The organism is Pseudomonas sp. MNR3A (assembly GCF_009650575.1).
GTDB classification, from domain to species: domain Bacteria; phylum Pseudomonadota; class Gammaproteobacteria; order Pseudomonadales; family Pseudomonadaceae; genus Aquipseudomonas; species Aquipseudomonas machongensis.
Window position 1 is genome coordinate 129,375 of record NZ_VZZS01000016.1, and the last position, 21,326, is coordinate 150,700.

Sequence of the window (21,326 nt, forward strand, 5' to 3'; positions counted from 1 at the left end):
CGACTGACGGAGCGCGCTTGCCATGAGCTTCCAGCACATCCTGTTTTCCATCGAGGACGGCATCGCCCTCCTCTCGCTCAACCGCCCCGAGCAACTCAACAGCTTCAATACCGCCATGCACCAGGAGGTGCGCGAGGCTCTCAAGCAGGTACGCCAGAGCGAACAGGCGCGGGTCCTGCTGCTGACCGGGGAAGGCCGCGGTTTCTGCGCCGGCCAGGACCTCTCCGACCGCAACGTTGCGCCCGGTGCCGAGCGGCCCGACCTGGGCCTGTCGATCGAGCAGTTCTACAACCCGCTGATCCGTAGCCTGCGCGACTTGCCGATGCCGGTGATCTGTGCGGTCAACGGCGTGGCTGCCGGCGCCGGGACCAATATTCCCCTGGCTTGCGACCTGGTGCTGGCCGCCCGCTCGGCCAGCTTCATCCAGGCGTTCTGCCGCATCGGGCTGATCCCGGACTCTGGCGGCACCTGGCTGCTGCCGCGCCTGGTCGGCATGGCCCGCGCGAAGGCCCTGGCGATGCTGGGCGAGCGCCTGAGCGCCGAACAGGCCGAGCAATGGGGGCTGATTCACCGCGTGGTCGACGACACCGAGTTGCGCGACGAAGCACTGCGCCTGGCCCGGCACCTGGCCGCTCAGCCCACCTACGGCCTGGCGCTGATCAAGCGCAGCCTCAACGCAAGCTTCGACAACAGTTTCGACCAGCAACTGACGCTCGAGCGCGACCTGCAACGCCTGGCCGGGCGCAGCGACGACTACCGCGAAGGCGTCAGCGCCTTCATGGAAAAGCGTACGCCCGTGTTCAAGGGGTGCTGAGATGAGTGCCCTGCACATTGAAGCTCAGGTTGCGGTGATCGGCGCTGGCGCCATGGGGGCCGGCATTGCCCAGGTTGCAGCCCAGGCCGGGCATGCGGTCCGGCTTTATGACAATCGCCCGGGCGCCGCAGCGCAGGCCATCGACGGCATCGCCCGGCAATTGGCGCGCCTGGTGGACAAAGGCAAGCTGAACGCCTGCGAGCGCGAGTCGACCGTCGCCCGCCTGCAGCCTGCCGAGTCGCTCAAGGCCCTGGCCGATGCGACGCTGGTGATCGAGGCGATCGTGGAAGACCTCGATATCAAGCAGCAACTGCTGCGTCAGCTTGAAGCCCTCTGCGCTGAAACCTGCATCCTCGCCAGCAATACGTCGTCGTTGTCGATTACCCGCCTGGCAGCGGGGCTGGCCCGACCCGAGCGCGTGATCGGCATGCATTTCTTCAATCCTGCCCCCTTGATGGCGTTGGTCGAGGTCGTGTCGGGGCTTGCGACCGAACCGGCGGTGGCCGATACGCTGTACGACACCGCCAAGGCCTGGGGCAAGCAGCCCGTGCATGCACGCTCCACCCCCGGTTTCATCGTCAACCGCGTGGCCCGTCCGTTCTATGCCGAGAGCCTGCGCCTGCTGCAGGAAGGTGCCGCCGATTGCGCCAGCCTCGACGCGCTGTTGCGCGAGGCTGGCGGGTTCCGCATGGGCGCGTTCGAACTCACCGACCTGATCGGCCATGACGTCAACTACGCCGTCACCTGTTCGGTGTTCGACGCCTATTACGGGGATTTGCGCTTCCAGCCCTCGCAGGTACAAAAGGAACTGGTGGCCGCCGGGCGCCTGGGGCGCAAGAGCGGCCAAGGTTTCTATGACTACCGCGAAGGCGCCGAACGCCCGCAGCCTGCCGAATTGCGCAGCTCTGCCGAAGTTACACGCTGCGTGGTCAAGGGCGACCTCGGTGTCATGCAGCCGCTGCTGCAGCGCCTGAGCGCCAGCGGTGTCGAACTGACCCGACGCGCCGGCCAGGGCTTGTTGCGCATTGGCGATGCCACCCTGGCCCTGTCCGACGGTCGCCTGGCCAGCCAGCGCGCCCGCGACGAAGGCCTGCAGAACCTGGTCCTGATCGACCTTGCCCTGGATTACAGCAGCGCAACACGCATCGCGATTACCTGGGCCAGGAACACCACGATCGAAGCCCGCGATCAGGCTGTCGCGCTGCTCCAGCGTGCCGGTTTCAACGTCAGCGCCCTGGCCGACCTGCCGGGCCTGGCCGTGCTGCGCACGGTGGCCATGCTCGCCAACGAAGCCGCCGATGCCGTGCTGCAAGGTGTCGCGTCGGCGGCCGACATCGATCTGGCCATGTGCGCCGGGGTCAATTATCCGTTGGGGCCGCTGGCCTGGGCCGAACGCATCGGCCTTGCCCACACGTTGCACACCCTCGAACACCTGCAGCAGGCCTACGGCGAAGAACGCTATCGCCCTTCCCTGCTGCTGCGCCGCACCCATGCCGAAGGAGGCCGCCTGCATGACTGACACACCTCGCACGCCCGAAGCGCTGGCCCGCGCCTGTGCCGACGCCATGTACGCCCGTGACCGCGCGACTCAAGGCATGGGTATCGAACTGCTCGAGGCCGGCCCCGGCAGCGCTGCCGTGCGCATGACCGTACGCGCCGACATGATCCAGGGCCACGGCACCTGCCACGGCGGCTTTCTCTTCGCCCTGGCCGATTCGGCGTTCGCCTTTGCCTGCAACAGCCACGACGAGGCCACTGTGGCCCTGGGCTGCAGCATCGATTATGTGGCCCCGGCGCTGCTCGGCGACCAGTTGACCGCCACCGCCCACGAGCTGGTGCGCAAGAGCCGCACCGGCCTCTACGACGTGCGCCTGGAAAACCAGCGTGGCGAGCTGGTGGCGCTGTTCCATGGCAAGTCCTACAAGTTGCGCGGCAGCGTGCTGACGCAGGAGACGCAAGATGACTGAACCGACCCTCAACGACGCCCTGATCATCGACGCCGTGCGCACGCCCATCGGCCGCTACGGCGGCGCCCTGAGCAGCGTGCGTGCCGACGACCTGGCGGCGATCCCGATCAAAGCCTTGATCGCCCGCCACCCGACACTGGACTGGCACGCCATCGACGATGTGATCCTCGGCTGCGCCAACCAGGCCGGCGAAGACAATCGCAACGTTGCGCATATGGCCACGCTGCTGGCCGGGCTGCCTGTCGAGGTGCCGGGCACCACCCTCAACCGCCTGTGCGGCTCCGGCCTGGACGCCATCGGCAACGCCGCCCGCGCCCTGCGCTGTGGCGAGGCCGGGCTGATGCTGGCCGGCGGCGTCGAATCCATGTCCCGCGCGCCCTTCGTCATGGGCAAGGCCGAACAGGCCTTCGGCCGCAGTGCGGAACTGTTCGACACCACCATCGGCTGGCGCTTCGTCAATCCCCTGATGAAAGCCCAATACGGCATCGACTCGATGCCCGAGACCGCCGAGAACGTCGCCGAGCAGTTCGGCATCTCGCGCGCCGACCAGGATGCCTTTGCCTTGTGCAGCCAGCACAAGGCCGCCGCCGCCCAGACCAATGGCCGCCTGGCGCGGGAAATCGTCCCGGTCGAGATCGCCCAGCGCAAGGGCCCGCCCAAGCTGGTCGAGCAAGACGAACACCCGCGCGGCGACACCACCCTGGAGCAGCTGGCGCGCCTTGGCACGCCGTTTCGCGAAGGTGGCAGCGTCACTGCCGGCAACGCGTCGGGGGTCAACGACGGTGCGTGCGCACTGTTGCTGGCCAGCAGCAGCGCAGCCCGCCGCCACGGCCTGAAGGCCCGCGGGCGAATCGTCGGCATGGCCGCAGCAGGTGTCGCGCCGCGCATCATGGGCATCGGCCCGGTGCCTGCGACGCGCAAAGTGCTGGAGCTGACCGGTCTTGCCCTGGCCGACATGGACGTGATCGAGCTTAACGAAGCCTTCGCCGCCCAAGGGCTGGCAGTGCTGCGCGAGCTGGGTGTTGCCGACGACGATCCACGGGTCAACCCCAACGGTGGCGCCATCGCCCTGGGGCATCCGCTGGGCATGAGCGGCGCGCGGCTGGTCACCACCGCGCTGCACGAGCTGGAGCTGACCGGCGGCCGCTACGCGCTGTGCACCATGTGCATCGGCGTCGGCCAGGGCATCGCCATGGTGATCGAGCGCCTTTGAGGCACTTCGACCAACGGACCGCGACCCACGCTGCAACGGGCAGTATGCTGCCCACCATGACACTCACGGCCCCTCGACGGGCCGGCGTACAAGAACAACTCGAGTGAAGCCATGAACATGTACCACGATGCCGAACGCGCCCTGCTTGACCCCATGGAAACTGCCAGTGTCGATGCGCTGCGCCAGCACCAGCTCGAACGTCTGCGCTGGAGCCTGCGCCACGCCTACGACAAGGTGGCGCTGTACCGTCAGCGCTTCGACGCCTGCGGCGCCCACCCGGACGACCTGAAGTCGCTCGAGGACCTGTCGCGCTTCCCCTTCACCGGCAAGAGCGACCTGCGCGACAACTACCCCTACGGCATGTTTGCCGTCCCCCAGGAAGAAGTGGTGCGCCTGCACGCCTCCAGCGGCACCACGGGCAAACCTACGGTGGTCGGGTACACCCAGAACGACATCGACACCTGGGCCAACGTGGTCGCCCGCTCGATCCGCGCCGCAGGTGGACGCAAGGGCGACAAGGTGCATGTTTCCTATGGCTACGGCCTGTTCACCGGTGGCCTGGGCGCTCACTATGGCGCCGAGCGCCTGGGCTGCACGGTGATCCCCATGTCCGGCGGTCAGACCGAGAAGCAGGTGCAACTGATCCGCGACTTCCAGCCCGACATCATCATGGTCACGCCCTCGTACATGCTCAACCTGGCCGACGAGATCGAACGCCAGGGCATCGACCCCAACGACCTCAAGTTGCGCCTGGGCATCTTCGGTGCCGAGCCCTGGACCGACGAGCTGCGCCGCTCCATCGAGCAACGCCTGGGTATCAACGCGCTGGATATCTATGGCCTGTCGGAAATCATGGGGCCAGGCGTGGCCATGGAGTGCATCGAGACCAAGGACGGCCCGACCATCTGGGAAGACCATTTCTACCCCGAGATCATCGACCCGGTGTCAGGCGAGGTCCTGCCGGACGGGCAGTTGGGCGAGCTGGTGTTCACCTCGCTGAGCAAGGAGGCGCTGCCGATGGTGCGCTACCGCACCCGCGACCTGACCCGTCTGCTGCCCGGCACGGCACGGCCGATGCGGCGCATTGGCAAGATCACCGGCCGTAGCGACGACATGCTGATCATCCGCGGGGTCAACGTGTTCCCTACGCAGATCGAAGAGCAGGTGCTGAAAATAAAACAGCTTTCCGAGCTTTACGAGATCCATCTGTATCGCAATGGCAATCTCGACAGCGTGGAAGTGCACGTGGAGTTGCGCGCCGACAGCCAGTACCTGGACGACGCTACGCGCAAGGCGCTTGTGGGTGAGCTGAGCAAGCAGATCAAGACCTACATCGGCATCAGCACGCAGATTCGCCTGCAGCCCTGCGGAACGCTGAAGCGCTCAGAGGGCAAGGCTTGCCACGTCTACGACAAACGGTTGGCCAGCTGACTTTCGATTCGGCTGCCTTTTTCGGCCCCGGCCTGGTCCGGGGCTTTTTTTTTGCGCCGGATTTGCCGGCCCTATCGCGGGACGAGCCCGCTCCCACAGCCCCACGATGAGGCGTAATGTGATACACAATTTTATCTGATACATGATTTTGTGTTTGATGTTAGATCACGTATCGCTTATAAAAGACTCCATGCCCCAACCACCCCTGCGGCGGGAGTCCGAACATGTACGCACAGCTAGTCGAAACCGGCGTCAAACGTGTCAAGTCACTGGAAGAGATGTCGCCCGAAGAGCGCCACTTCCAGGAGAAGATCGACGCCGAGATCAAGATCGAACCGAAAAACTGGATGCCCGAGGCCTATCGCCAGACCCTGATCCGGCAGATCTCCCAGCACGCCCATTCGGAAATCGTCGGCATGCTTCCCGAGAGCAACTGGGTCACCCGCGCGCCGAGCCTCAAGCGCAAGCTGCAGTTGATGGCCAAGATCCAGGACGAAGCCGGCCATGGCCTGTACCTGTACAGCGCCATGGAAACCCTCGGCGCCGACCGCGACGAAGAGATCGCCAAGCTGCACAGCGGCAAGGCCAAGTACTCGAGCATCTTCAACTACCCGACCCTGAGCTGGGCCGACATGGGCGCGGTGGGCTGGCTGGTCGACGGCGCGGCGATCGTCAACCAGGTGGTACTGCAACGCACCTCCTACGGCCCCTACTCGCGCGCGATGATCCGTATCTGTAAGGAAGAGAGTTTTCATCAGCGCCAGGGCTACGAGCTGCTGCTGACCATGATGCGCCACGGCACCCAGGCGCAGAAGGACATGGTCCAGGACGCAATCAATCGCCTGTGGTGGCCGTCGCTGATGATGTTCGGCCCCAGCGACGAACACTCCCCCAACAGCGCCCAATCGATGGCCTGGAAGATCAAGCGCCAGACCAACGACGAACTGCGCCAGCGCTTCATCGACCAGACCGTGCCGCAGCTCGAGTTGCTCGGTTGCACCGCCCCGGACCCGGAACTGAAGTGGAACGCCGAGCGCGGTCACTACGACTTCGGTGAAATCCAGTGGGACGAATTCTACGAAGTGATCAAGGGCAACGGCCCCTGCAACCAGGAGCGGGTCGCCACCCGTCGCCAGGCCATCGAAGACGGGGCCTGGGTACGCGAGGCCGCCGTGGCCTATGCGCGCAAGCAACAGAACAAGAACGCCGCCTGAAGCGGCGACCGATGCGGAGATCGAACATGTCTGTCTGGACCCTCTACGAAGTATTCGTGCGCAGCAAGCACGGCCTGAACCACAAGCACGTGGGCAGCGTGCATGCCGCCGACGCGGCCATGGCCATCGAGAACGCCCGTGAGCTGTACACCCGGCGCAGTGAAGGCGTGAGCCTGTGGGTGGTGTCCTCGGCGCTGATCACCGCCTCCTCGCCTGATGAAAAAGACCCGCTGTTCGCCCCTTCGGACGACAAGGTCTACCGCCATGCCAGCTTCTATGAGCTGCCTGACGAAGTCGGACACATGTGAGGCCCGCCATGCACAATGACGATCTGATCCCCTACCTCTTGCTGCTCGGCGACAGCGCCCTGATCCAGGGCCAGCGCCTGTGCCAATGGTGTGGCCACGCCCCGGCACTGGAAGAAGAGCTGGCCCTGATGAATGTCGGCCTCGACCTGATCGGCCAGGCGCGCAACTGGCTGGAGTACGCCGCCGAACTGCTCGACGACGGTCGCGATGCCGACGCCCTGGCGTTTCGCCGCGACGAACGCGCCTTCCACAACCTGCTGCTGGTCGAGCAACCCAACGGCGACTTTGCCGTGACCATGACCAAGCAGTTCCTCTACGACGCCTGGCACCTGGCGATGCTCCAAGGCCTGTGCGCCTCCAGCGATCCGCGCATCGCCGGCATCGCGGCCAAAGCGCTCAAGGAGGTCACCTATCACCTGCGCCGCTCCGGTGAGTGGGTGCAGCGCCTGGGCGGCGGCACCGACGAAAGCCGTCGCCGCATGCTCGCGGCAATCCCGGCACTGTGGCGTTTCACCGTGGAGCTGAGCCAGGGCAGTGAAAGCGAGACGCGCCTGGCCGCCGCGGGTATTGCCGCCGACCCGGGACAAGTTGGGCAAGCCTGGCTCGCCCAGGTCAGCGCCATCTTCGCCTCGGTCGAGCTCCCGCAACCCACGCCCGCCAGTCATTTCTACCTGAGTGGTCGCAAGGGCTTGCACACCGAACACCTGGGCCTGCTGCTGGCCGAGATGCAGTTCCTGCCACGGGCCTACCCCGATGCGATCTGGTGAGCTGATCGCTGGCGACCGGGGCGCCCGCAGCCTGCGCGAGGGCGACCTGGCTCGGGCCTGGGCGGTGCTGGAGCAGGTCATGGACCCGGAAGTGCCGGTGGTCAGCGTGGTAGACCTGGGAATCGTGCGCGACCTGGATTGGCGCGCCGGCCATCTGCACCTGGTGGTGACCCCTACCTACTCCGGCTGCCCGGCCACCGAGGTGATCGAGGGGGATATCCGCCAGGCCCTGGAACAGGCCGGTTTTGCCCAGCCAGCGCTGGAACGCCGCTTGACCCCGGCCTGGAGCACCGACTGGATCAGCGATCAAGGCCGCGAACGCTTGCGTGTCTATGGCATCGCCCCGCCACAGGGCAGTGCCAGCAAGCGCAGCCTGCTCGGCGAAGCCCCCCAGGTGTGCTGTCCGCAATGCGGCAGCGCCCACACCGAACTGCTCAGCCAGTTCGGTTCCACGGCCTGCAAGGCGCTTTATCGCTGCCGCGAGTGCCTGGAGCCGTTCGACTATTTCAAATGCATTTGAGCCGTGGAGACGACCATGAGCCAGTTTCACAGCCTGACCATCAAGCAAGTGCGTCACGAGACACGCGACGCCGTGTCGATCGCCTTCGACGTGCCCGCCCATCTGCAGGACGCGTTCCGCTTCACCCAGGGCCAGTACCTGGTGATGCGCACCTTTCTCGACGATGAGGAAGTGCGCCGCTCCTACTCGATTTGCAGTGCCGTGCAGGACGGCGAGCTGCGCGTAGCGGTCAAGCGCGTGCCGGGCGGGCGTTTCTCGGCATTCGCCAACGATGTGCTCGCGGTCGGCCAGCAACTGGACGTGATGCCGCCCAGCGGCAGCTTCTTCGTTCCACTGCAGGCCGAACGCCATGGCCATTACCTGGGGGTCGCCGCCGGCAGCGGTATCACCCCGATCCTGTCGATCATCGCCACCACCCTGGCCTGCGAGCCCAACAGCCGCTTCACCCTGTTGTACGGCAACCGCGCCAGCAACAGCGCACTGTTTCGCGATCGCCTGGAAGACCTGAAGAACCGTTACCTGGACCGCCTGAACCTGATTTTCGTGTTCAGCCGCGAACAGCAGGATGTCGACCTGTACAACGGCCGAATCGATGCTGACAAGTGCGGCCAGTTGTTCTCTCGCTGGCTCGACGTGCAAGCCCTCGATGCCGCCTTTATCTGCGGGCCGCAGGCGATGACCGAAACCGTGCGGGCCAGCCTCGAAGACAACGGCGTGCCGCGCGAACGCATCCATTTCGAACTGTTTGCCGCCGCTGGCAACGAGGCTAGGCGCGAAGCCCGCGAGGCGGCGCACCAACTGGACTCGGCGCTGAGCCATATCACCGTGATCAGCGATGGCCGTGCCCTGGCCTTCGACCTGCCGCGCAACAGTCAGAACATTCTCGATGCCGGCAACGCCATTGGCGCCGAGCTGCCCTATTCGTGCAAGGCCGGCGTGTGCTCGACCTGCAAGTGCCGGGTGATCGAGGGCGAGGTGGAAATGGACAGCAACCATGCGCTGGAGGATTACGAGGTGGCGGCGGGGTATGTGCTGTCGTGCCAGACGTATCCGCTGAGCGACCGCGTGGTGCTGGATTTCGATCAACTTTGAGACCGCGGCGCCCTCATCGCGGGACAAGCCCGCTCCCACAGGGATTGGGCTGGACTTTAAAGGGACAAGCCTGCCCCCAACAGGGACTGGGCTGGACTTTAAAGGGACAAGCCTGCTCCCGCAGGAACTGGGCTGGACTTCAAATTTTGAGCAAGACCGTTGCTCCCACAAGACCGATGATCACCGCTGTACCTGTGGGAGCGGGCTCGTCCCGCGATGAGGCCGCCAGCAACCCTGCAACACCCTGCGTGACCTGAAAAAACAATTACAAGACAGAGGACCGCTTCCCATGACACCCGAGCACATCGACTCCATCAGCAAGCACCCCGACTTCCAGCAACTGATCCGCCGCAAGCGCCGCCTCAACGGCAGCCTCACCCTGACCATGCTTGCCGCCTACTACGGCTTCGTGCTGCTGGTGGCCTTCGCCCCCGGCCTGCTCGGCCAGTCGCTCAATGGCGGCGTCACCAGCGTCGGCATGCTGGTGGGTGTGCTGATGGTGCTGCTGTCGTTCGCCCTGACCGGCATCTACATGCACCGCGCCAACCGCGTCATCGATCCACTCAACGACAAGGTTCGCCAGGAGTGCGCGCAATGAACTGGACTGCCATCTCGATGTTCATGGTATTCGTCTGCTTCACCCTGCTGGTGACCCGCTGGGCCGCGGCCCGCACCCGCTCGACCAGTGACTTCTACACCGCAGGCGGTGGCCTCACGGGGATGCAGAATGGCCTGGCGATCGCCGGGGACATGATCAGCGCCGCGTCCTTCCTCGGCATCTCGGCGATGATGTTCATGAACGGCTACGACGGCCTGCTCTATGCCCTGGGCGTACTCGCTGGCTGGCCGATCATCCTGTTCCTGATCGCCGAGCGCCTGCGCAACCTGGGCAAGTACACCTTCGCCGACGTGGTTTCCTACCGCCTGGCCCAGGCCCCGGTACGCCTGAGCGCCGCGTTCGGCACGCTGACCGTCGCGCTGTTGTACCTGGTGGCGCAGATGGTCGGCGCCGGCAAGCTGATCGAGTTGCTGTTCGGCATCAGCTACCTCTACGCCGTCACCCTGGTGGGCGTACTGATGGTGCTGTACGTGACCTTCGGCGGCATGCTCGCCACCACCTGGGTGCAGATCATCAAGGCGGTGATGCTGTTGTCGGGCACCACCTTCATGGCGTTCATGGTGCTCAAGCATTTCGGCTTCAGCACCGAGGCGATGTTCGCCAGCGCCGTGGCAGTGCATGCCAGGGGCCAGGCGATCATGGCCCCCGGCGCACTGCTGTCCAATCCCATCGACGCCATTTCGCTGGGGCTGGGCATGATGTTCGGCACCGCCGGGCTGCCGCACATTCTCATGCGGTTCTTCACCGTCAGTGACGCCAAGGAAGCCCGCAAGAGCGTGTTCTACGCCACGGGTTTTATCGGATACTTCTATCTGCTGCTGATCGTCATCGGTTTCGGCGCCATCGTCATGGTGGGGACCGAGCCGGCCTACCGCGACGCCAGCGGCGCGATCATCGGCGGCGGCAACATGGTCGCCGTGCACCTGGCCCAGGCCGTGGGGGGCAACCTGTTCCTGGGCTTCATCTCGGCAGTGGCCTTCGCCACGATTCTTGCCGTGGTCGCAGGCCTGGCGCTGTCCGGTGCCTCGGCGATCTCCCACGACCTCTATGCCTGCGTCGTGCGCAAGGGCCAGGCCAGCGAGCAGGAAGAAATGCGCATGTCGCGCATCGCCACCCTGCTGATCGGCCTGCTCGCGGTGCTGTTGGGGTTGCTGTTCGAATCGCAGAACATCGCCTTCCTCTCGGGTCTGGTGCTGGCGATTGCCGCCTCGGTCAACTTCCCGGTGCTGCTGCTCTCGATGTTCTGGAAAGGCCTGACCACCCGCGGCGCGGTAGCCGGCAGCATGGCCGGGCTGGTCTCGGCCATCGTGCTGGTGGTGCTGGGCCCGGCGGTGTGGGTCAACGTGCTGCACAACGAGCGCGCGCTGTTCCCCTACAGCAACCCGGCACTCTTCTCCATGAGCCTGGCCTTCCTCGGTGCCTGGGCCTTCTCGGTCACCGACAGCTCGCAACGGGCCAGCGAAGAGCGTGGTCGCTACCTGGGCCAGTTCATCCGCTCCATGACCGGGATCGGCGCTGCCGGCGCCAGCAAGCACTGAACCCTTGAACCTCGAATGTCGGATATAACAACAATGAACCACACTCGTCTCAAGTCGGCCGCCTGGCTGGCCACCCTCGCCCTGCCCTTGCCGGCCATGGCGGATTTCATCGCTGACAGCCACGCCCGCGTCGAGCTGCGCAACCACTACATCAATCGCGACTTCCGCCAGTCCAATGCGCCGCAAGCCAAGGCCGAGGAATGGGCCCAGGGTTTCACCGCGCGCTTCGAATCGGGCTTCAGCGAAGGCCCCATAGGCCTGGGCGTGGACGCCATGGGGCAACTGGGGATCAAGCTCGACTCCAGCCGCGACCGGCGCAACACCGGCCTGCTGCCTTTCGGCCCGCACAGCCTGGAACCGGTGGACGACTACAGCGAGCTGGGGCTGACCGGCAAGCTGCGCGTATCGAAGAGCACCCTGCGCCTGGGCACCCTACAGCCGATTCTGCCGGTGGTGGTGTACAACGACACCCGCCTGCTGTCATCGACCTTCCAGGGTGGCCTGCTGACCAGCCAGGAGCTTGAGGGCCTGACCGTCAACGCCGGACGGCTGACCAAGGCCAACCTGCGCGACTCATCCGGACGCGACGACATCGGCTACGGCGCGGCCAGCAGCGACCACTTCGACTTCGGCGGCGGCAGTTACGCGATCACCCCGCAGACCAGCGTCAGCTACTACTACGCCAAGCTCGACGAGATCTATCGCCAGCAATACCTGGGTCTGTTGCACACCCAGCCGCTGGGCGAAGGGATGAGCCTGCGCAGCGACTTGCGCTACTTCGACAGCCGCGGCGACGGCGCCGAACGCGCAGGCAGCATCGACAACCGCAACTTCAACGCCATGTTCACCCTGGGCGTGAAGGCCCACAAGTTCACCGCCACCTGGCAGCAGATGTCCGGCGACAGCGCGTTTCCGTTTCTCAACGGTGGCGACCCCTACACGGTCAACCTGGTCACCTACAACACCTTCACCCGCGCAGGTCTCGACTCCTGGCAAGTGCGCTACGACTACGACTTCGTCGCGATGGGCATTCCGGGCCTGAGCTTCATGACTCGCTACACCGACGGTCGCCACGCCGAAACCGCGACCCTCAGCAATGGCCGCGAACGCGAGCGCGACACCGACATCACCTACGTCATCCAGAGCGGCCCGTTCAAGGACGTCAGCCTGCGCTGGCGCAACGTCACCTTCCGTTCCGGCAATGGCCTGACCAACGCCGTGGACGAGAACCGCCTGATCATCGGCTACACCCTGGCGCTGTGGTAACCGCGCCCCTCACAGGAGAACAGCATGTCTGAAGCCCACACCCTGCAGAGCTTCATCGCCGGTCGCTGGATTGGCCAGCACGGCGCCCAGGCCCTGCGCAGCGCCCTCGATGGGCAGGTCCTGGCCTATAGCCATGAGGAACGCCCGGACTTCGCCGAAGCGCTGGACTTCGGCCGCCGCCAGGGCCTTGGCGGGCTCATGGCCCTGGACTTCCAACAGCGCGCCGCCCGCCTGAAGGCCCTGGCGCTGTACCTGGCCGAGCGCAAGGAACAGCTCTACGCCCTCTCCCACCACAGCGGCGCGACCCGTGCCGACAGCTGGATCGACATCGAAGGCGGCAATGCCACGCTGTTTTCCTACTCCGGCATCGGCACCCGCGAGTTGCCCTCGGGCAACCTGCTGCACGAAGGCCCGGCGATCCCGCTGGGCAAGCAAGGGCGCTTCGCCGGCAGCCATATCCTGGTGCCGCGGGCAGGCGTGGCGGTGCACATCAACGCCTTCAACTTCCCGATCTGGGGCATGCTGGAGAAGTTCGCACCGACTTTCCTCGCCGGCATGCCGTGCATCGTCAAGCCCGCGACCTCTACCAGCTACCTGACCGAAGCGGTGGTGCGCCTGATCGACGAATCAGGCCTGCTGCCGCCCGGCAGCCTGCAACTGGTGATCGGCAGCACCGGCGATCTGCTCGAGCGCCTGCAGGGCCAGGATCTGGTGACCTTCACCGGCTCCGCCGACACCGCTGCCAAGCTGCGCATGACACCGAACCTGGTGCGCAACTCGGTGCCCTTCACCGCTGAGGCCGACTCGCTGAACTGCGCCATCCTCGGGCCGGACGTAACCCCCGACGACGAGGAGTTCGACCTGTACGTCAAGGAAGTGGTACGCGAGATGACCACCAAGGCGGGCCAGAAATGCACCGCCATTCGCCGCGCCATCGTGCCGGCCAGGCACCTGGATGCCGTCGCCACCCGCCTGCGCGAGCGCCTGGCCAAGGTCGTGGTGGGCGATCCGTCGGTCGAAGGCGTGCGCATGGGCGCGCTGGCCTCCCATGACCAGCAGCGTGACGTCGGTGAGCGCGTGCGCAGCCTGCTGCAAAGCTGCGACCAGCTGTTCGGCGCCGACGACGGCTTCTCGCCGGTGGGCGAAGGTGTAACCGAAGGTGCGTTCTTTGCCCCGACCCTGCTGCACGCACGCGACCCACACGCCGAAGGCGGCGCACACGATATCGAGGCGTTCGGCCCGGTCAGCACTTTGATGGCCTACGAGGACCTGGACGAAGCCCTGGTCCTGGCCGCGCGTGGCAAGGGCAGCCTGGTGGCGACCCTGGTGACCCGCGACCGCGCCATCGCCGCCAAGGCCATTCCCGCGGCCGCCGCCTGGCACGGCCGCCTGCTGGTGCTCGATCGCGAGGCCGCGCCGGAGTCCACCGGGCACGGCTCGCCGCTGCCACAGCTCAAGCACGGCGGCCCCGGGCGTGCGGGGGGCGGCGAAGAGCTCGGCGGCCTGCGGGCGGTCAAGCACTACCTGCAGCGTGCCGCGATCCAGGGCTCGCCAAGCATGCTGGCGGCGGTGACCGGCGAGCACGTGCGCGGCGCCGAAGTGATTGAGACCGAGGTGCACCCGTTCCGTCGCTACTTCGATGAACTGCGCATCGGCGAATCGCTGCTGACTCACCGACGTACCGTCACCGAGGCGGACCTGGTGAACTTCGGCTGCCTGTCGGGCGACCACTTCTACATGCATTTCGACGAGATCGCCGCCAAGCAGTCGCAGTTCGGCAAGCGCATCGCCCATGGCTACTTCGTGCTGTCAGCGGCGGCCGGGCTGTTCGTATCGCCAGGCGAAGGGCCGGTACTGGCCAACTACGGGCTGGACACCCTGCGCTTCATCAACCCGGTGGGGATCGGTGACACGATCCAGGCGCGCCTGACCTGCAAGCGCAAGATCGACCAGGGCAAGACCAGCCCGTTGGGGCAGCCGCAAGGGGTGGTGGCCTGGGATGTGGAGGTGACCAACCAGCTCGGTGAACTGGTGGCCAGCTATGACATCCTGACGCTGGTGCTCAAGCGCAGCTGATCATTGCCGGCCTGAACGTGTCGGCCCTGGCGCGGGCGTGCCCCGCGACAGGGCCGGTTGACTCCCCACCCCATAAATGCTCAGATGCGCCCCTTGTTTCAGGTGTCCCCTGCCGCCGAGCCGGGGATTAAACGGGAAGCCGGTGCCTCGCCCATGCGAGCAGTCCGGCGCTGCCCCCGCAACGGTAAGCGAGCGAAGCATTCGATACACCACTGTGCCAACGGCATGGGAAGGTGAATGCCTCATGCCCCTCGCAAGCCCGGAGACCGGCCTGTCACAGCAGTTGGCAACTCCCGCGGTGGGCGGGCGCAGGCCGGTTCTCGCGGCAGCCGCACGCCCGCGACAGCTGCGCGCACCTCCACCGTACGGGTATCACTCACCCTGCGACGGTTGGTTCATCCATGTCATGCCCTACCCTGCATATCCAAGGCCTGCACTGGTCACCGCACAGCGGTGGGCAGCCGCTACTGGAAGGCATCGACCTGCAGATCGGCGCCGGTGAATTCGTCGGCCTGATCGGCCCCAACGGCAGTGGCAAGACCAGCCTGCTGCGCTGCGCCTACCGTTTCAATCGCCCCATCGCCGGGCAGGTGCACCTCGATGGCGAGGATATCTGGCAGCGCAGCCCACGCTGGGTCGCCCAGCGCATCGCGGTGATGCTGCAGGAGTTCCCCGAAGACTTCGGCTTGAGCGTGCGTGACGTCGTTGCCATGGGCCGTACCCCGCACCTGGGCTGGTTCGACGGTGATGGCGACGCGAGTCTGATCGACGACACCCTGGCCAGGCTCGACCTGCTGCCGCGCGCCCTCGATGCCTTCATCTGCCTGTCGGGCGGAGAAAAACAGCGCGTGCTGCTGGCCCGGGCACTGGTCCAGCAACCTCGGCTGCTGATCCTCGACGAACCGACCAATCACCTCGACCCACGCTTCCAGCTGGCGCTACTTCAGCAATTGCGCAACACCGGCCTGAGCCTGCTGGCCAGCTTCCACGATCTGAACCTGGCCGCCGCCTTCTGCGATCGGCTGTACGTGATCGATTCCGGGCGCATCGTCGCCTACGGCACGCCAGGGCAGGTGCTCACCGAGCAGTGCCTGGCGGAGGTGTTCGGCGTGCAGGCCCTGGTCGACCGTCACCCGCTGGCCTCCCATCCACGCATTACCTGGATCAGCCCCGCATGAAATCGCTGCTCACCAGCCTGGCCCTGCTGGCCGCCCTGCCGCTGGCCGCCGAGGCCGACAACTATCCACTGACCGTGCGCAGTTGCGAACGCGACGTCACCTTCACCCATGCGCCGCAGCATGCCGTCAGCCACGATATCAATCTCACCGGCATGCTCCTCGCGCTCGGCCTGCGCGACCACATGGCCGGCTACAGCGGTATCAGCGGCTGGAAAACCCTCGACCCAAGCCTGCGCGAAGCACTCGAAGGGCTGCCAGAGCTGGCGCCGCGCTACGTGTCGGTAGAAAACCTGCTCGATGCCAACGCCGACTTCTTCCTCGCCGGCTGGAGCTACGGCATGCGAATCGGCGGGCCGGTCACCCCACAGACCCTCGCGCCCTTCGATATCCCGGTGTACGAACTGAGCGAGTCGTGTTCCTGGATCATGCCGCAACGCCAGGCCAGCCTCGACGACCTCTACCGCGACCTGGACAACCTTGGCCGCATCTTCGATGTGCGCGAGCGCGCTACCGCGCTGGTCAACCAGTTGCGCCAACGCGTCGAGCGCGTCGCAGCGCAGATGGCCGAGGTCAGGCAACGGCCGCGCGTGTTCCTCTACGACAGTGGCGAAGACCGCCCCACCACCTCGGGGCGCCTGGGGATGCCACAGGCGCTGATCAGCGCTGCGGGGGGCGATAACGTCATGAGCGATGTCGCCGCCAGCTGGACCCAGGTGAACTGGGAAAGCGTGGTGGAACGCGATCCGCAGGTGATCGTCATCGTCGACTACGGGCCTACCAGCTGGCAGCAGAAACGCGACTTCCTTCTACAGCACCCGGCACTGGGCAGTGTCGAGGCGATCCGCAAGCAGCGCTTCGTGGTGCTGTCGTACCTGGAGGTGACACCGTCGGTGGCGAACGCCCAGGCCATCGAGACCCTGGCCGCGGCCTTGCATCCGCAGCAGTTCGCCGAGGCCCGCCGCTGATGCCGATTCGCAGCCCTGCGGGCTATCGCTTGCTGATCGTTTCGCTGCTGCTGGCCTTGCTACTGTCGTGCCTGCTGTCACTGGGGTTCGGCTCGGCACAGGTTGAACTGGGCAAGGTCGTCGGCATTGTTTTGCAGCAGGTGGGGCTGGGGCAAAGTGGCGACTGGAGCCGCGGCCAGGCGCAGATCATCTGGCAGATCCGCGCGCCGCGCGTGCTGCTGGGGGCGCTGGTCGGTGCAGGGTTGGCGCTGGTCGGCGGCGCCTTGCAGGCGGTGACCCGTAACCCCCTGGCCGACCCGCACCTGCTGGGGGTCAGTTCCGGGGCGGTATTCGGTGCAGTGCTGGTGGTGCTGTTCCTCGGCCCGTTCGCCGGAGCCTTCAGCCTGCCCCTGGCCGCGTTCATCGGCGCGTTGGGCAGCATGCTGCTGGTACTCGGCGTGGCCAGTCGTGGTGGGCGCCTGGAGAGCGATCGCCTGCTGCTGGCCGGAGTGGCGGTATCGTTTGTGGTGATGGCCGCCGCCAACCTGCTGCTCTACACCGGTGACCCGCATGCCGCCGCCTCGGTGATGTTCTGGATGCTCGGTGGCCTGGGCCTGGCGCAGTGGTCGCTGTTGTGGCTGCCGGCGGTTTGCGTGCTGGCCGGCTTCGTGCTGTTGATGAGCCTGGCGCGGGCGCTGAACGCGCTGATGAGCGGCGAGCAGACCGCTGTCAGCCTGGGCTTCGACAACCGGCGCGTGCGGGCCAAGGTGTTCGTCGGCACGGCGTTGCTGACCGGTGTGCTGGTGTCGCTGTCGGGCGCCATCGGTTTCGTCGGCCTGATGCTGCCCCACGTCGCTCGCCGCCTGGTGGGTGCCGAACATCGCCGGCTGCTGCCGGCTTGTGCCTTGCTCGGGGCGCTGTTCATGATTTGGGTCGATGTCGGCGCACGCACGTTGATCGCCCCGCAGGATCTGCCGATCGGCATCGCCACGGCAGCCATCGGCGGGCTGTTCTTCATCCTCTTGCTGCGACGCAAGGCCTGAGATGAACGAGACCTGCGTACTGCTCGCCGGCCCTGAGCTGGTAAAGGGCTCGTCAAGCCACGCCTTTAGCCAGGGCTAGCATGGCGCGGCGTGATGCACCGTCGGACCGATACCGACGGTGCACAGGCAGCGCTTAGAAGCCGGCGCTGTAGAACAGCGCGTACGACTCGATGCCGTCGTTCGGCTGCTTGATGCCGGCGTTGGAGTAATGCGTGGCGCGAATACCGATCTTCTGCTGACCCGGCAGCTTCAGGCCGAAGCCGATGCGGTCTTCGAAGTTGACCGACGAGCCCAGCTTCTGATCACCGACGTCGGTCTTGGAGAAGGCGGCCAGGCCGATACCGGCCTCGATGAACGGGACATAGCCCGAATCGCCGAACTCATAGACGAATACCGGGCTGAACGACAGGGAGTGGGCGCCGCTGTAGTCGCCACCCTCCCAGTAGGTGTAGGCGCCATCCCAGTAACCGGTCAGGTGACCGGTGCTGCTCTGCAGCCACTTCTTGTCCCAGTCGAACGACAGGCCGATGCGATAGGTCATGTCGCCCTGGCTAGTGGCGCCCACGGCACCGGAGATTTGCGCGGCCTGGGCCAGGTTGGCACCGGCCAGAGCCAGTACTGCGGCGGCCAGCGAGGTGGCAAGACGGGTTTTCATCAATGACTACTCCAGAAGGTCTTCACGGGCAGGTGCCCTGGTGGGTCGTGCCTGCAGCAAGTGGAGGCTTGGCCTCTCGTTCTTCGCTTGCGCCCCAGGCCATCCCACCTGGGGTCACAAGTAGTAATACTTTTCTGATTATCGTCAGCCGCGATGAAAGATGAAAGTCATTTGCCACTATCGAATAGGAAAAAAGTTAGCAAGGTATCGGTTTTTTCGCCTTGACCCCCTCAGCCGGCCTGCTCCTCCAGCAGGCGGATGAACATGCTCAGGCTGCGTGACACCGTACCGCGACGCCACACCAGCCAGGTCTTGAGGTAACGAAAGTCCTCGGACAACGGCCAGGCGCTGACCGTACTGGCGCCGGGCATGCTGTCGAGCATGCTGCGGGGCATCAGTGCCAGGCCTGCACCAGCGCTGACACAGGCGAGCATGCCGTGGTACGACTCCATCTCGTGGATCTTGCCCGGGACGGCCTTGTCCTTGACGAACCAGCTCTCGAAATGATGCCGGTACGAGCAGTTGGCACGGAAGGCGTAGATGCTTTCGCCGTTGACATCCTGGGCGCGACTGACCGGGGCGTGGTTCAGGGGTGCGATGACCATCATCTCCTCCTCGAACACCGGCATGCCCTCAAGTGTCGGATGCAGCACCGGGCCATCGACGAAGGCTGCCACCAGCCGCCCGGACAGCACCCCTTCGAGCATGGTCCCCGACGGGCCAGTGGAGAGGTCCAGGTCGACCTTCGGATAACGCTGGTTATAGGCCGCCAGCACCGCAGGAATGCGCACCGCCGCGGTGCTCTCCAGCGAGCCGAGGGCAAAGGTGCCCTGCGGGTCTTCGCCGGCCACGGTCGAGCGCGCCTCCTGCACCAGCTCCAGGATGCGCCGGGTGTACTCCAGAAAGTTCCAGCCCGCCGGAGACAGGCGCAGGCGGCTCTTTTCGCGGATGAACAGCTCCACCCCCAGGTCTTCTTCGAGCTGCTTGATACGGGTGGTCAGGTTCGATGGCACCCGATGGATGTGTTGGGCGGCAGCGCTGATGCTGCCGTGTTCGGCCACGGCCTTGAACATCTCCAGTTGCACCAGGTCCACAGTCTTTCTCCATTCGTGAATGTTTCGCTCATTATTATTCAGTTTTCATTAAAGGCGCACGCCACTAGTCTGGCCTTCAGTCGAATACGACACCGCCAAGACAACAAGAGGACCCGCCATGAGCGAGATCAGCAGCCTGACCCATGCCATTTCCGTCGACCCGTACAGCGGCGAACAGATTGGCGCCTACCCCTACGACACCGATGCCGCACTGGACGCAGCCCTGCAACGCGCCAAGGCCGGCTACGCCCAGTGGCGCCAGGTGTCGCTGGGTCAGCGCAGCGAATACCTGATCGCTCTGGCCAACGCTCTGCAGGCCAACCATGAGGCCTTCGCGGTGATGATTACCCGCGAAATCGGCAAGCCGATCGCCCAGGCCCGTGGCGAAGTGACCAAGTGCATCGGCCTGTGCCAGTGGTACGCCGAACACGGCCCGGCCATGCTCGCCCCCGAGGCCACCCAGATCGAAAAAGCGCGTATCGAATACCGCCCGCTCGGCCCTATCCTCGCGGTGATGCCGTGGAACTTCCCGATTTGGCAAGTGCTGCGTGGCGCCGTCCCCGCCCTGCTGGCCGGCAACACCTATGTGCTCAAGCACGCGCCGAACGTGATGGGCAGCGCCTACCTGCTGGCCGAGCTGTTCAAGCAGGCTGGCTTGCCGCAAGGCGTGTTCGAGGTGGTCAACGTCACTCCGGATGGCGTCACCCGCGCGATCAATGACCCGCGCATCGCCGCCATTACCCTCACCGGCAGCGTGCGTGCCGGCATGGCCATCGGTGCCCAAGCGGGCGCTGCGCTGAAGAAGTGCGTGCTCGAACTGGGCGGTTCCGATCCGTTCATCGTGCTGGCCGATGCCGACCTCGATGCCGCCGTCAAGGCTGCAGTGATCGGCCGCTACCAGAACACCGGCCAGGTCTGCGCTGCGGCCAAACGCTTCATCGTGGAAGACAGCATCGTCGAGGCCTTCACGCAGAAGTTCGTGGAAGCGACCCGCGCCCTGAAAATCGGCAACCCACTGCAGGACGACACTTACATCGGCCCGATGGCCCGCTTCGACCTGCGCGACGAGCTCGATGGCCAGGTCCAGGCGACCCTCGCCGAAGGCGCCACGTTGCTGCTGGGCGGCAAGAAAGTCGAAGGCAGCGCCAACTTCTACGAGCCGACCGTGTTCGCCAACGTGACCCGCGACATGACTGCCTTCAAGCAGGAGCTGTTCGGCCCGGTGGCGGCGATCATCAGCGCCCGTGACGCCGAACACGCGGTGGAACTGGCCAACGACAGCGAGTTCGGCCTGGCGGCGACGATCTATACCGCCGACCTGGCAAAGGCAGAGCATATGACCTCGGCGCTGGACACCGGCGGTGTGTTCATCAACGGCTACTGTGCCTCCGACCCCCGCGTAGCGTTCGGCGGCGTCAAGAAGAGCGGTTTCGGGCGTGAGCTGTCGCACTTTGGGGTGCGTGAGTTCTGCAACGTGCAGACGGTGTGGCTGGATCGTAACTGAGGCGAGTGCGCGTCGCTCTTTTCGCGGGCAAGCCCGCTCCTTGTAGGAGCGGGCTTGCCCGCGAAAAGGGCAGCACCCACACA

19 protein-coding genes, 1 pseudogene and 1 riboswitch are annotated in these 21,326 nt (G+C 65.6%); of the genes and pseudogenes, 18 read left to right on the forward strand and 2 right to left on the reverse strand.

The window, feature by feature from the left end:
• The first annotated feature begins 22 nt into the window (after positions 1–22).
• From paaG to F6X62_RS12395, 17 genes and pseudogenes are all read left to right on the forward strand, one after another.
• Entirely contained in the window at positions 23–814 is a 792-nt protein-coding gene (gene paaG, locus F6X62_RS12315; protein WP_153773664.1) for a 2-(1,2-epoxy-1,2-dihydrophenyl)acetyl-CoA isomerase PaaG, read from the forward strand.
• Between the two features lies 1 nt (position 815).
• On the forward strand, positions 816–2,333 hold the full coding sequence (gene paaH / locus F6X62_RS12320; RefSeq protein ID WP_153773665.1) for a 3-hydroxyacyl-CoA dehydrogenase PaaH: 1,518 nt from the start codon (positions 816–818) through the stop codon (positions 2,331–2,333).
• A complete protein-coding gene (gene paaI / locus F6X62_RS12325; RefSeq protein WP_063544946.1) occupies positions 2,326–2,781 on the forward strand; it encodes a hydroxyphenylacetyl-CoA thioesterase PaaI in 456 nt (151 codons plus the stop codon). The genes paaH and paaI overlap by 8 nt, the downstream gene beginning before the upstream one ends.
• The gene (gene pcaF / locus F6X62_RS12330) at positions 2,774–3,994 is read left to right on the forward strand and encodes a 3-oxoadipyl-CoA thiolase (RefSeq protein WP_153773666.1); all 1,221 of its coding nucleotides are present in this window, start codon (positions 2,774–2,776) and stop codon (positions 3,992–3,994) included. The genes paaI and pcaF overlap by 8 nt, the downstream gene beginning before the upstream one ends.
• Before the next feature lie 111 nt (positions 3,995–4,105).
• The gene (gene paaK, locus F6X62_RS12335) at positions 4,106–5,425 is read left to right on the forward strand and encodes a phenylacetate--CoA ligase PaaK (RefSeq protein ID WP_112898306.1); all 1,320 of its coding nucleotides are present in this window, start codon (positions 4,106–4,108) and stop codon (positions 5,423–5,425) included.
• A 224-nt stretch (positions 5,426–5,649) separates the two neighbouring features.
• Complete coding sequence (paaA, locus tag F6X62_RS12340; protein ID WP_153773667.1) at positions 5,650–6,639, forward strand: 1,2-phenylacetyl-CoA epoxidase subunit PaaA; 990 nt, start codon at positions 5,650–5,652, stop codon at positions 6,637–6,639.
• A 26-nt stretch (positions 6,640–6,665) separates the two neighbouring features.
• Positions 6,666–6,947 (forward strand): 1,2-phenylacetyl-CoA epoxidase subunit PaaB, encoded by a 282-nt coding sequence (gene paaB, locus F6X62_RS12345; RefSeq protein ID WP_153773668.1) that lies wholly within the window; start codon positions 6,666–6,668, stop codon positions 6,945–6,947.
• An 8-nt stretch (positions 6,948–6,955) separates the two neighbouring features.
• Positions 6,956–7,714, forward strand: a complete 759-nt coding sequence (paaC, locus tag F6X62_RS12350; protein WP_153773669.1) for a 1,2-phenylacetyl-CoA epoxidase subunit PaaC — start codon at positions 6,956–6,958, stop codon at positions 7,712–7,714.
• A complete protein-coding gene (gene paaD, locus F6X62_RS12355) occupies positions 7,701–8,234 on the forward strand; it encodes a 1,2-phenylacetyl-CoA epoxidase subunit PaaD (protein ID WP_054893411.1) in 534 nt (177 codons plus the stop codon). The genes paaC and paaD overlap by 14 nt, the downstream gene beginning before the upstream one ends.
• 15 nt (positions 8,235–8,249) lie before the next feature.
• Entirely contained in the window at positions 8,250–9,326 is a 1,077-nt protein-coding gene (paaE, locus tag F6X62_RS12360; RefSeq protein ID WP_153773670.1) for a 1,2-phenylacetyl-CoA epoxidase subunit PaaE, read from the forward strand.
• Positions 9,327–9,615: 289 nt separating this feature from the next.
• Positions 9,616–9,924, forward strand: coding sequence for a DUF485 domain-containing protein (locus F6X62_RS12365; RefSeq protein ID WP_063544952.1), 309 nt, complete (start codon positions 9,616–9,618; stop codon positions 9,922–9,924).
• Positions 9,915–11,483: pseudogene (locus F6X62_RS12370) on the forward strand (cation acetate symporter); the annotation flags it as partial. The gene F6X62_RS12365 and the pseudogene F6X62_RS12370, both read left to right, overlap by 10 nt.
• A 33-nt stretch (positions 11,484–11,516) precedes the next feature.
• On the forward strand, positions 11,517–12,749 hold the full coding sequence (locus F6X62_RS12375; protein ID WP_153773672.1) for an OprD family porin: 1,233 nt from the start codon (positions 11,517–11,519) through the stop codon (positions 12,747–12,749).
• Positions 12,750–12,773: 24 nt separating this feature from the next.
• Entirely contained in the window at positions 12,774–14,825 is a 2,052-nt protein-coding gene (gene paaZ / locus F6X62_RS12380; protein ID WP_153773673.1) for a phenylacetic acid degradation bifunctional protein PaaZ, read from the forward strand.
• An 83-nt stretch (positions 14,826–14,908) separates the two neighbouring features.
• Positions 14,909–15,115: riboswitch (cobalamin riboswitch) on the forward strand.
• 111 nt (positions 15,116–15,226) lie between these two features.
• The gene (locus tag F6X62_RS12385; protein WP_153773674.1) at positions 15,227–16,003 is read left to right on the forward strand and encodes an ABC transporter ATP-binding protein; all 777 of its coding nucleotides are present in this window, start codon (positions 15,227–15,229) and stop codon (positions 16,001–16,003) included.
• On the forward strand, positions 16,000–16,968 hold the full coding sequence (locus F6X62_RS12390; RefSeq protein ID WP_153773675.1) for an ABC transporter substrate-binding protein: 969 nt from the start codon (positions 16,000–16,002) through the stop codon (positions 16,966–16,968). The genes F6X62_RS12385 and F6X62_RS12390 overlap by 4 nt, the downstream gene beginning before the upstream one ends.
• Positions 16,968–17,990, forward strand: coding sequence for an iron ABC transporter permease (locus F6X62_RS12395; protein WP_153773676.1), 1,023 nt, complete (start codon positions 16,968–16,970; stop codon positions 17,988–17,990). The genes F6X62_RS12390 and F6X62_RS12395 overlap by 1 nt, the downstream gene beginning before the upstream one ends.
• Before the next feature lie 133 nt (positions 17,991–18,123).
• Here F6X62_RS12395 and F6X62_RS12400 read toward each other — a convergent pair whose 3' ends face one another.
• Entirely contained in the window at positions 18,124–18,645 is a 522-nt protein-coding gene (locus F6X62_RS12400; protein WP_054890639.1) for an acyloxyacyl hydrolase, read from the reverse strand.
• Positions 18,646–18,875: 230 nt separating this feature from the next.
• Entirely contained in the window at positions 18,876–19,739 is an 864-nt protein-coding gene (locus F6X62_RS12405) for a LysR family transcriptional regulator (RefSeq protein WP_153773677.1), read from the reverse strand.
• 118 nt (positions 19,740–19,857) lie between these two features.
• Here F6X62_RS12405 and F6X62_RS12410 point away from each other — a divergent pair, with 118 nt between their 5' ends.
• Positions 19,858–21,243, forward strand: coding sequence for an aldehyde dehydrogenase family protein (locus tag F6X62_RS12410; RefSeq protein ID WP_153773678.1), 1,386 nt, complete (start codon positions 19,858–19,860; stop codon positions 21,241–21,243).
• Positions 21,244–21,326: the final 83 nt, after the last annotated feature.

Coding starts and splice junctions, on each gene's coding strand:
- paaZ (WP_153773673.1), top strand. CDS start 12,774: ATGTCTGAAGCCCACACCCTGCAGAGCTTCATCGCCGGTCGCTGGATT.
- F6X62_RS12395 (WP_153773676.1), top strand. CDS start 16,968: ATGCCGATTCGCAGCCCTGCGGGCTATCGCTTGCTGATCGTTTCGCTG.
- F6X62_RS12400 (WP_054890639.1), bottom strand. CDS start 18,645: ATGAAAACCCGTCTTGCCACCTCGCTGGCCGCCGCAGTACTGGCTCTG.
- paaK (WP_112898306.1), top strand. CDS start 4,106: ATGAACATGTACCACGATGCCGAACGCGCCCTGCTTGACCCCATGGAA.
- paaG (WP_153773664.1), top strand. CDS start 23: ATGAGCTTCCAGCACATCCTGTTTTCCATCGAGGACGGCATCGCCCTC.
- paaB (WP_153773668.1), top strand. CDS start 6,666: ATGTCTGTCTGGACCCTCTACGAAGTATTCGTGCGCAGCAAGCACGGC.
- F6X62_RS12410 (WP_153773678.1), top strand. CDS start 19,858: ATGAGCGAGATCAGCAGCCTGACCCATGCCATTTCCGTCGACCCGTAC.
- paaA (WP_153773667.1), top strand. CDS start 5,650: ATGTACGCACAGCTAGTCGAAACCGGCGTCAAACGTGTCAAGTCACTG.
- paaD (WP_054893411.1), top strand. CDS start 7,701: ATGCGATCTGGTGAGCTGATCGCTGGCGACCGGGGCGCCCGCAGCCTG.
- F6X62_RS12385 (WP_153773674.1), top strand. CDS start 15,227: ATGTCATGCCCTACCCTGCATATCCAAGGCCTGCACTGGTCACCGCAC.
- F6X62_RS12390 (WP_153773675.1), top strand. CDS start 16,000: ATGAAATCGCTGCTCACCAGCCTGGCCCTGCTGGCCGCCCTGCCGCTG.
- pcaF (WP_153773666.1), top strand. CDS start 2,774: ATGACTGAACCGACCCTCAACGACGCCCTGATCATCGACGCCGTGCGC.
- paaC (WP_153773669.1), top strand. CDS start 6,956: ATGCACAATGACGATCTGATCCCCTACCTCTTGCTGCTCGGCGACAGC.
- paaE (WP_153773670.1), top strand. CDS start 8,250: ATGAGCCAGTTTCACAGCCTGACCATCAAGCAAGTGCGTCACGAGACA.
- paaI (WP_063544946.1), top strand. CDS start 2,326: ATGACTGACACACCTCGCACGCCCGAAGCGCTGGCCCGCGCCTGTGCC.
- paaH (WP_153773665.1), top strand. CDS start 816: ATGAGTGCCCTGCACATTGAAGCTCAGGTTGCGGTGATCGGCGCTGGC.
- F6X62_RS12375 (WP_153773672.1), top strand. CDS start 11,517: ATGAACCACACTCGTCTCAAGTCGGCCGCCTGGCTGGCCACCCTCGCC.
- F6X62_RS12365 (WP_063544952.1), top strand. CDS start 9,616: ATGACACCCGAGCACATCGACTCCATCAGCAAGCACCCCGACTTCCAG.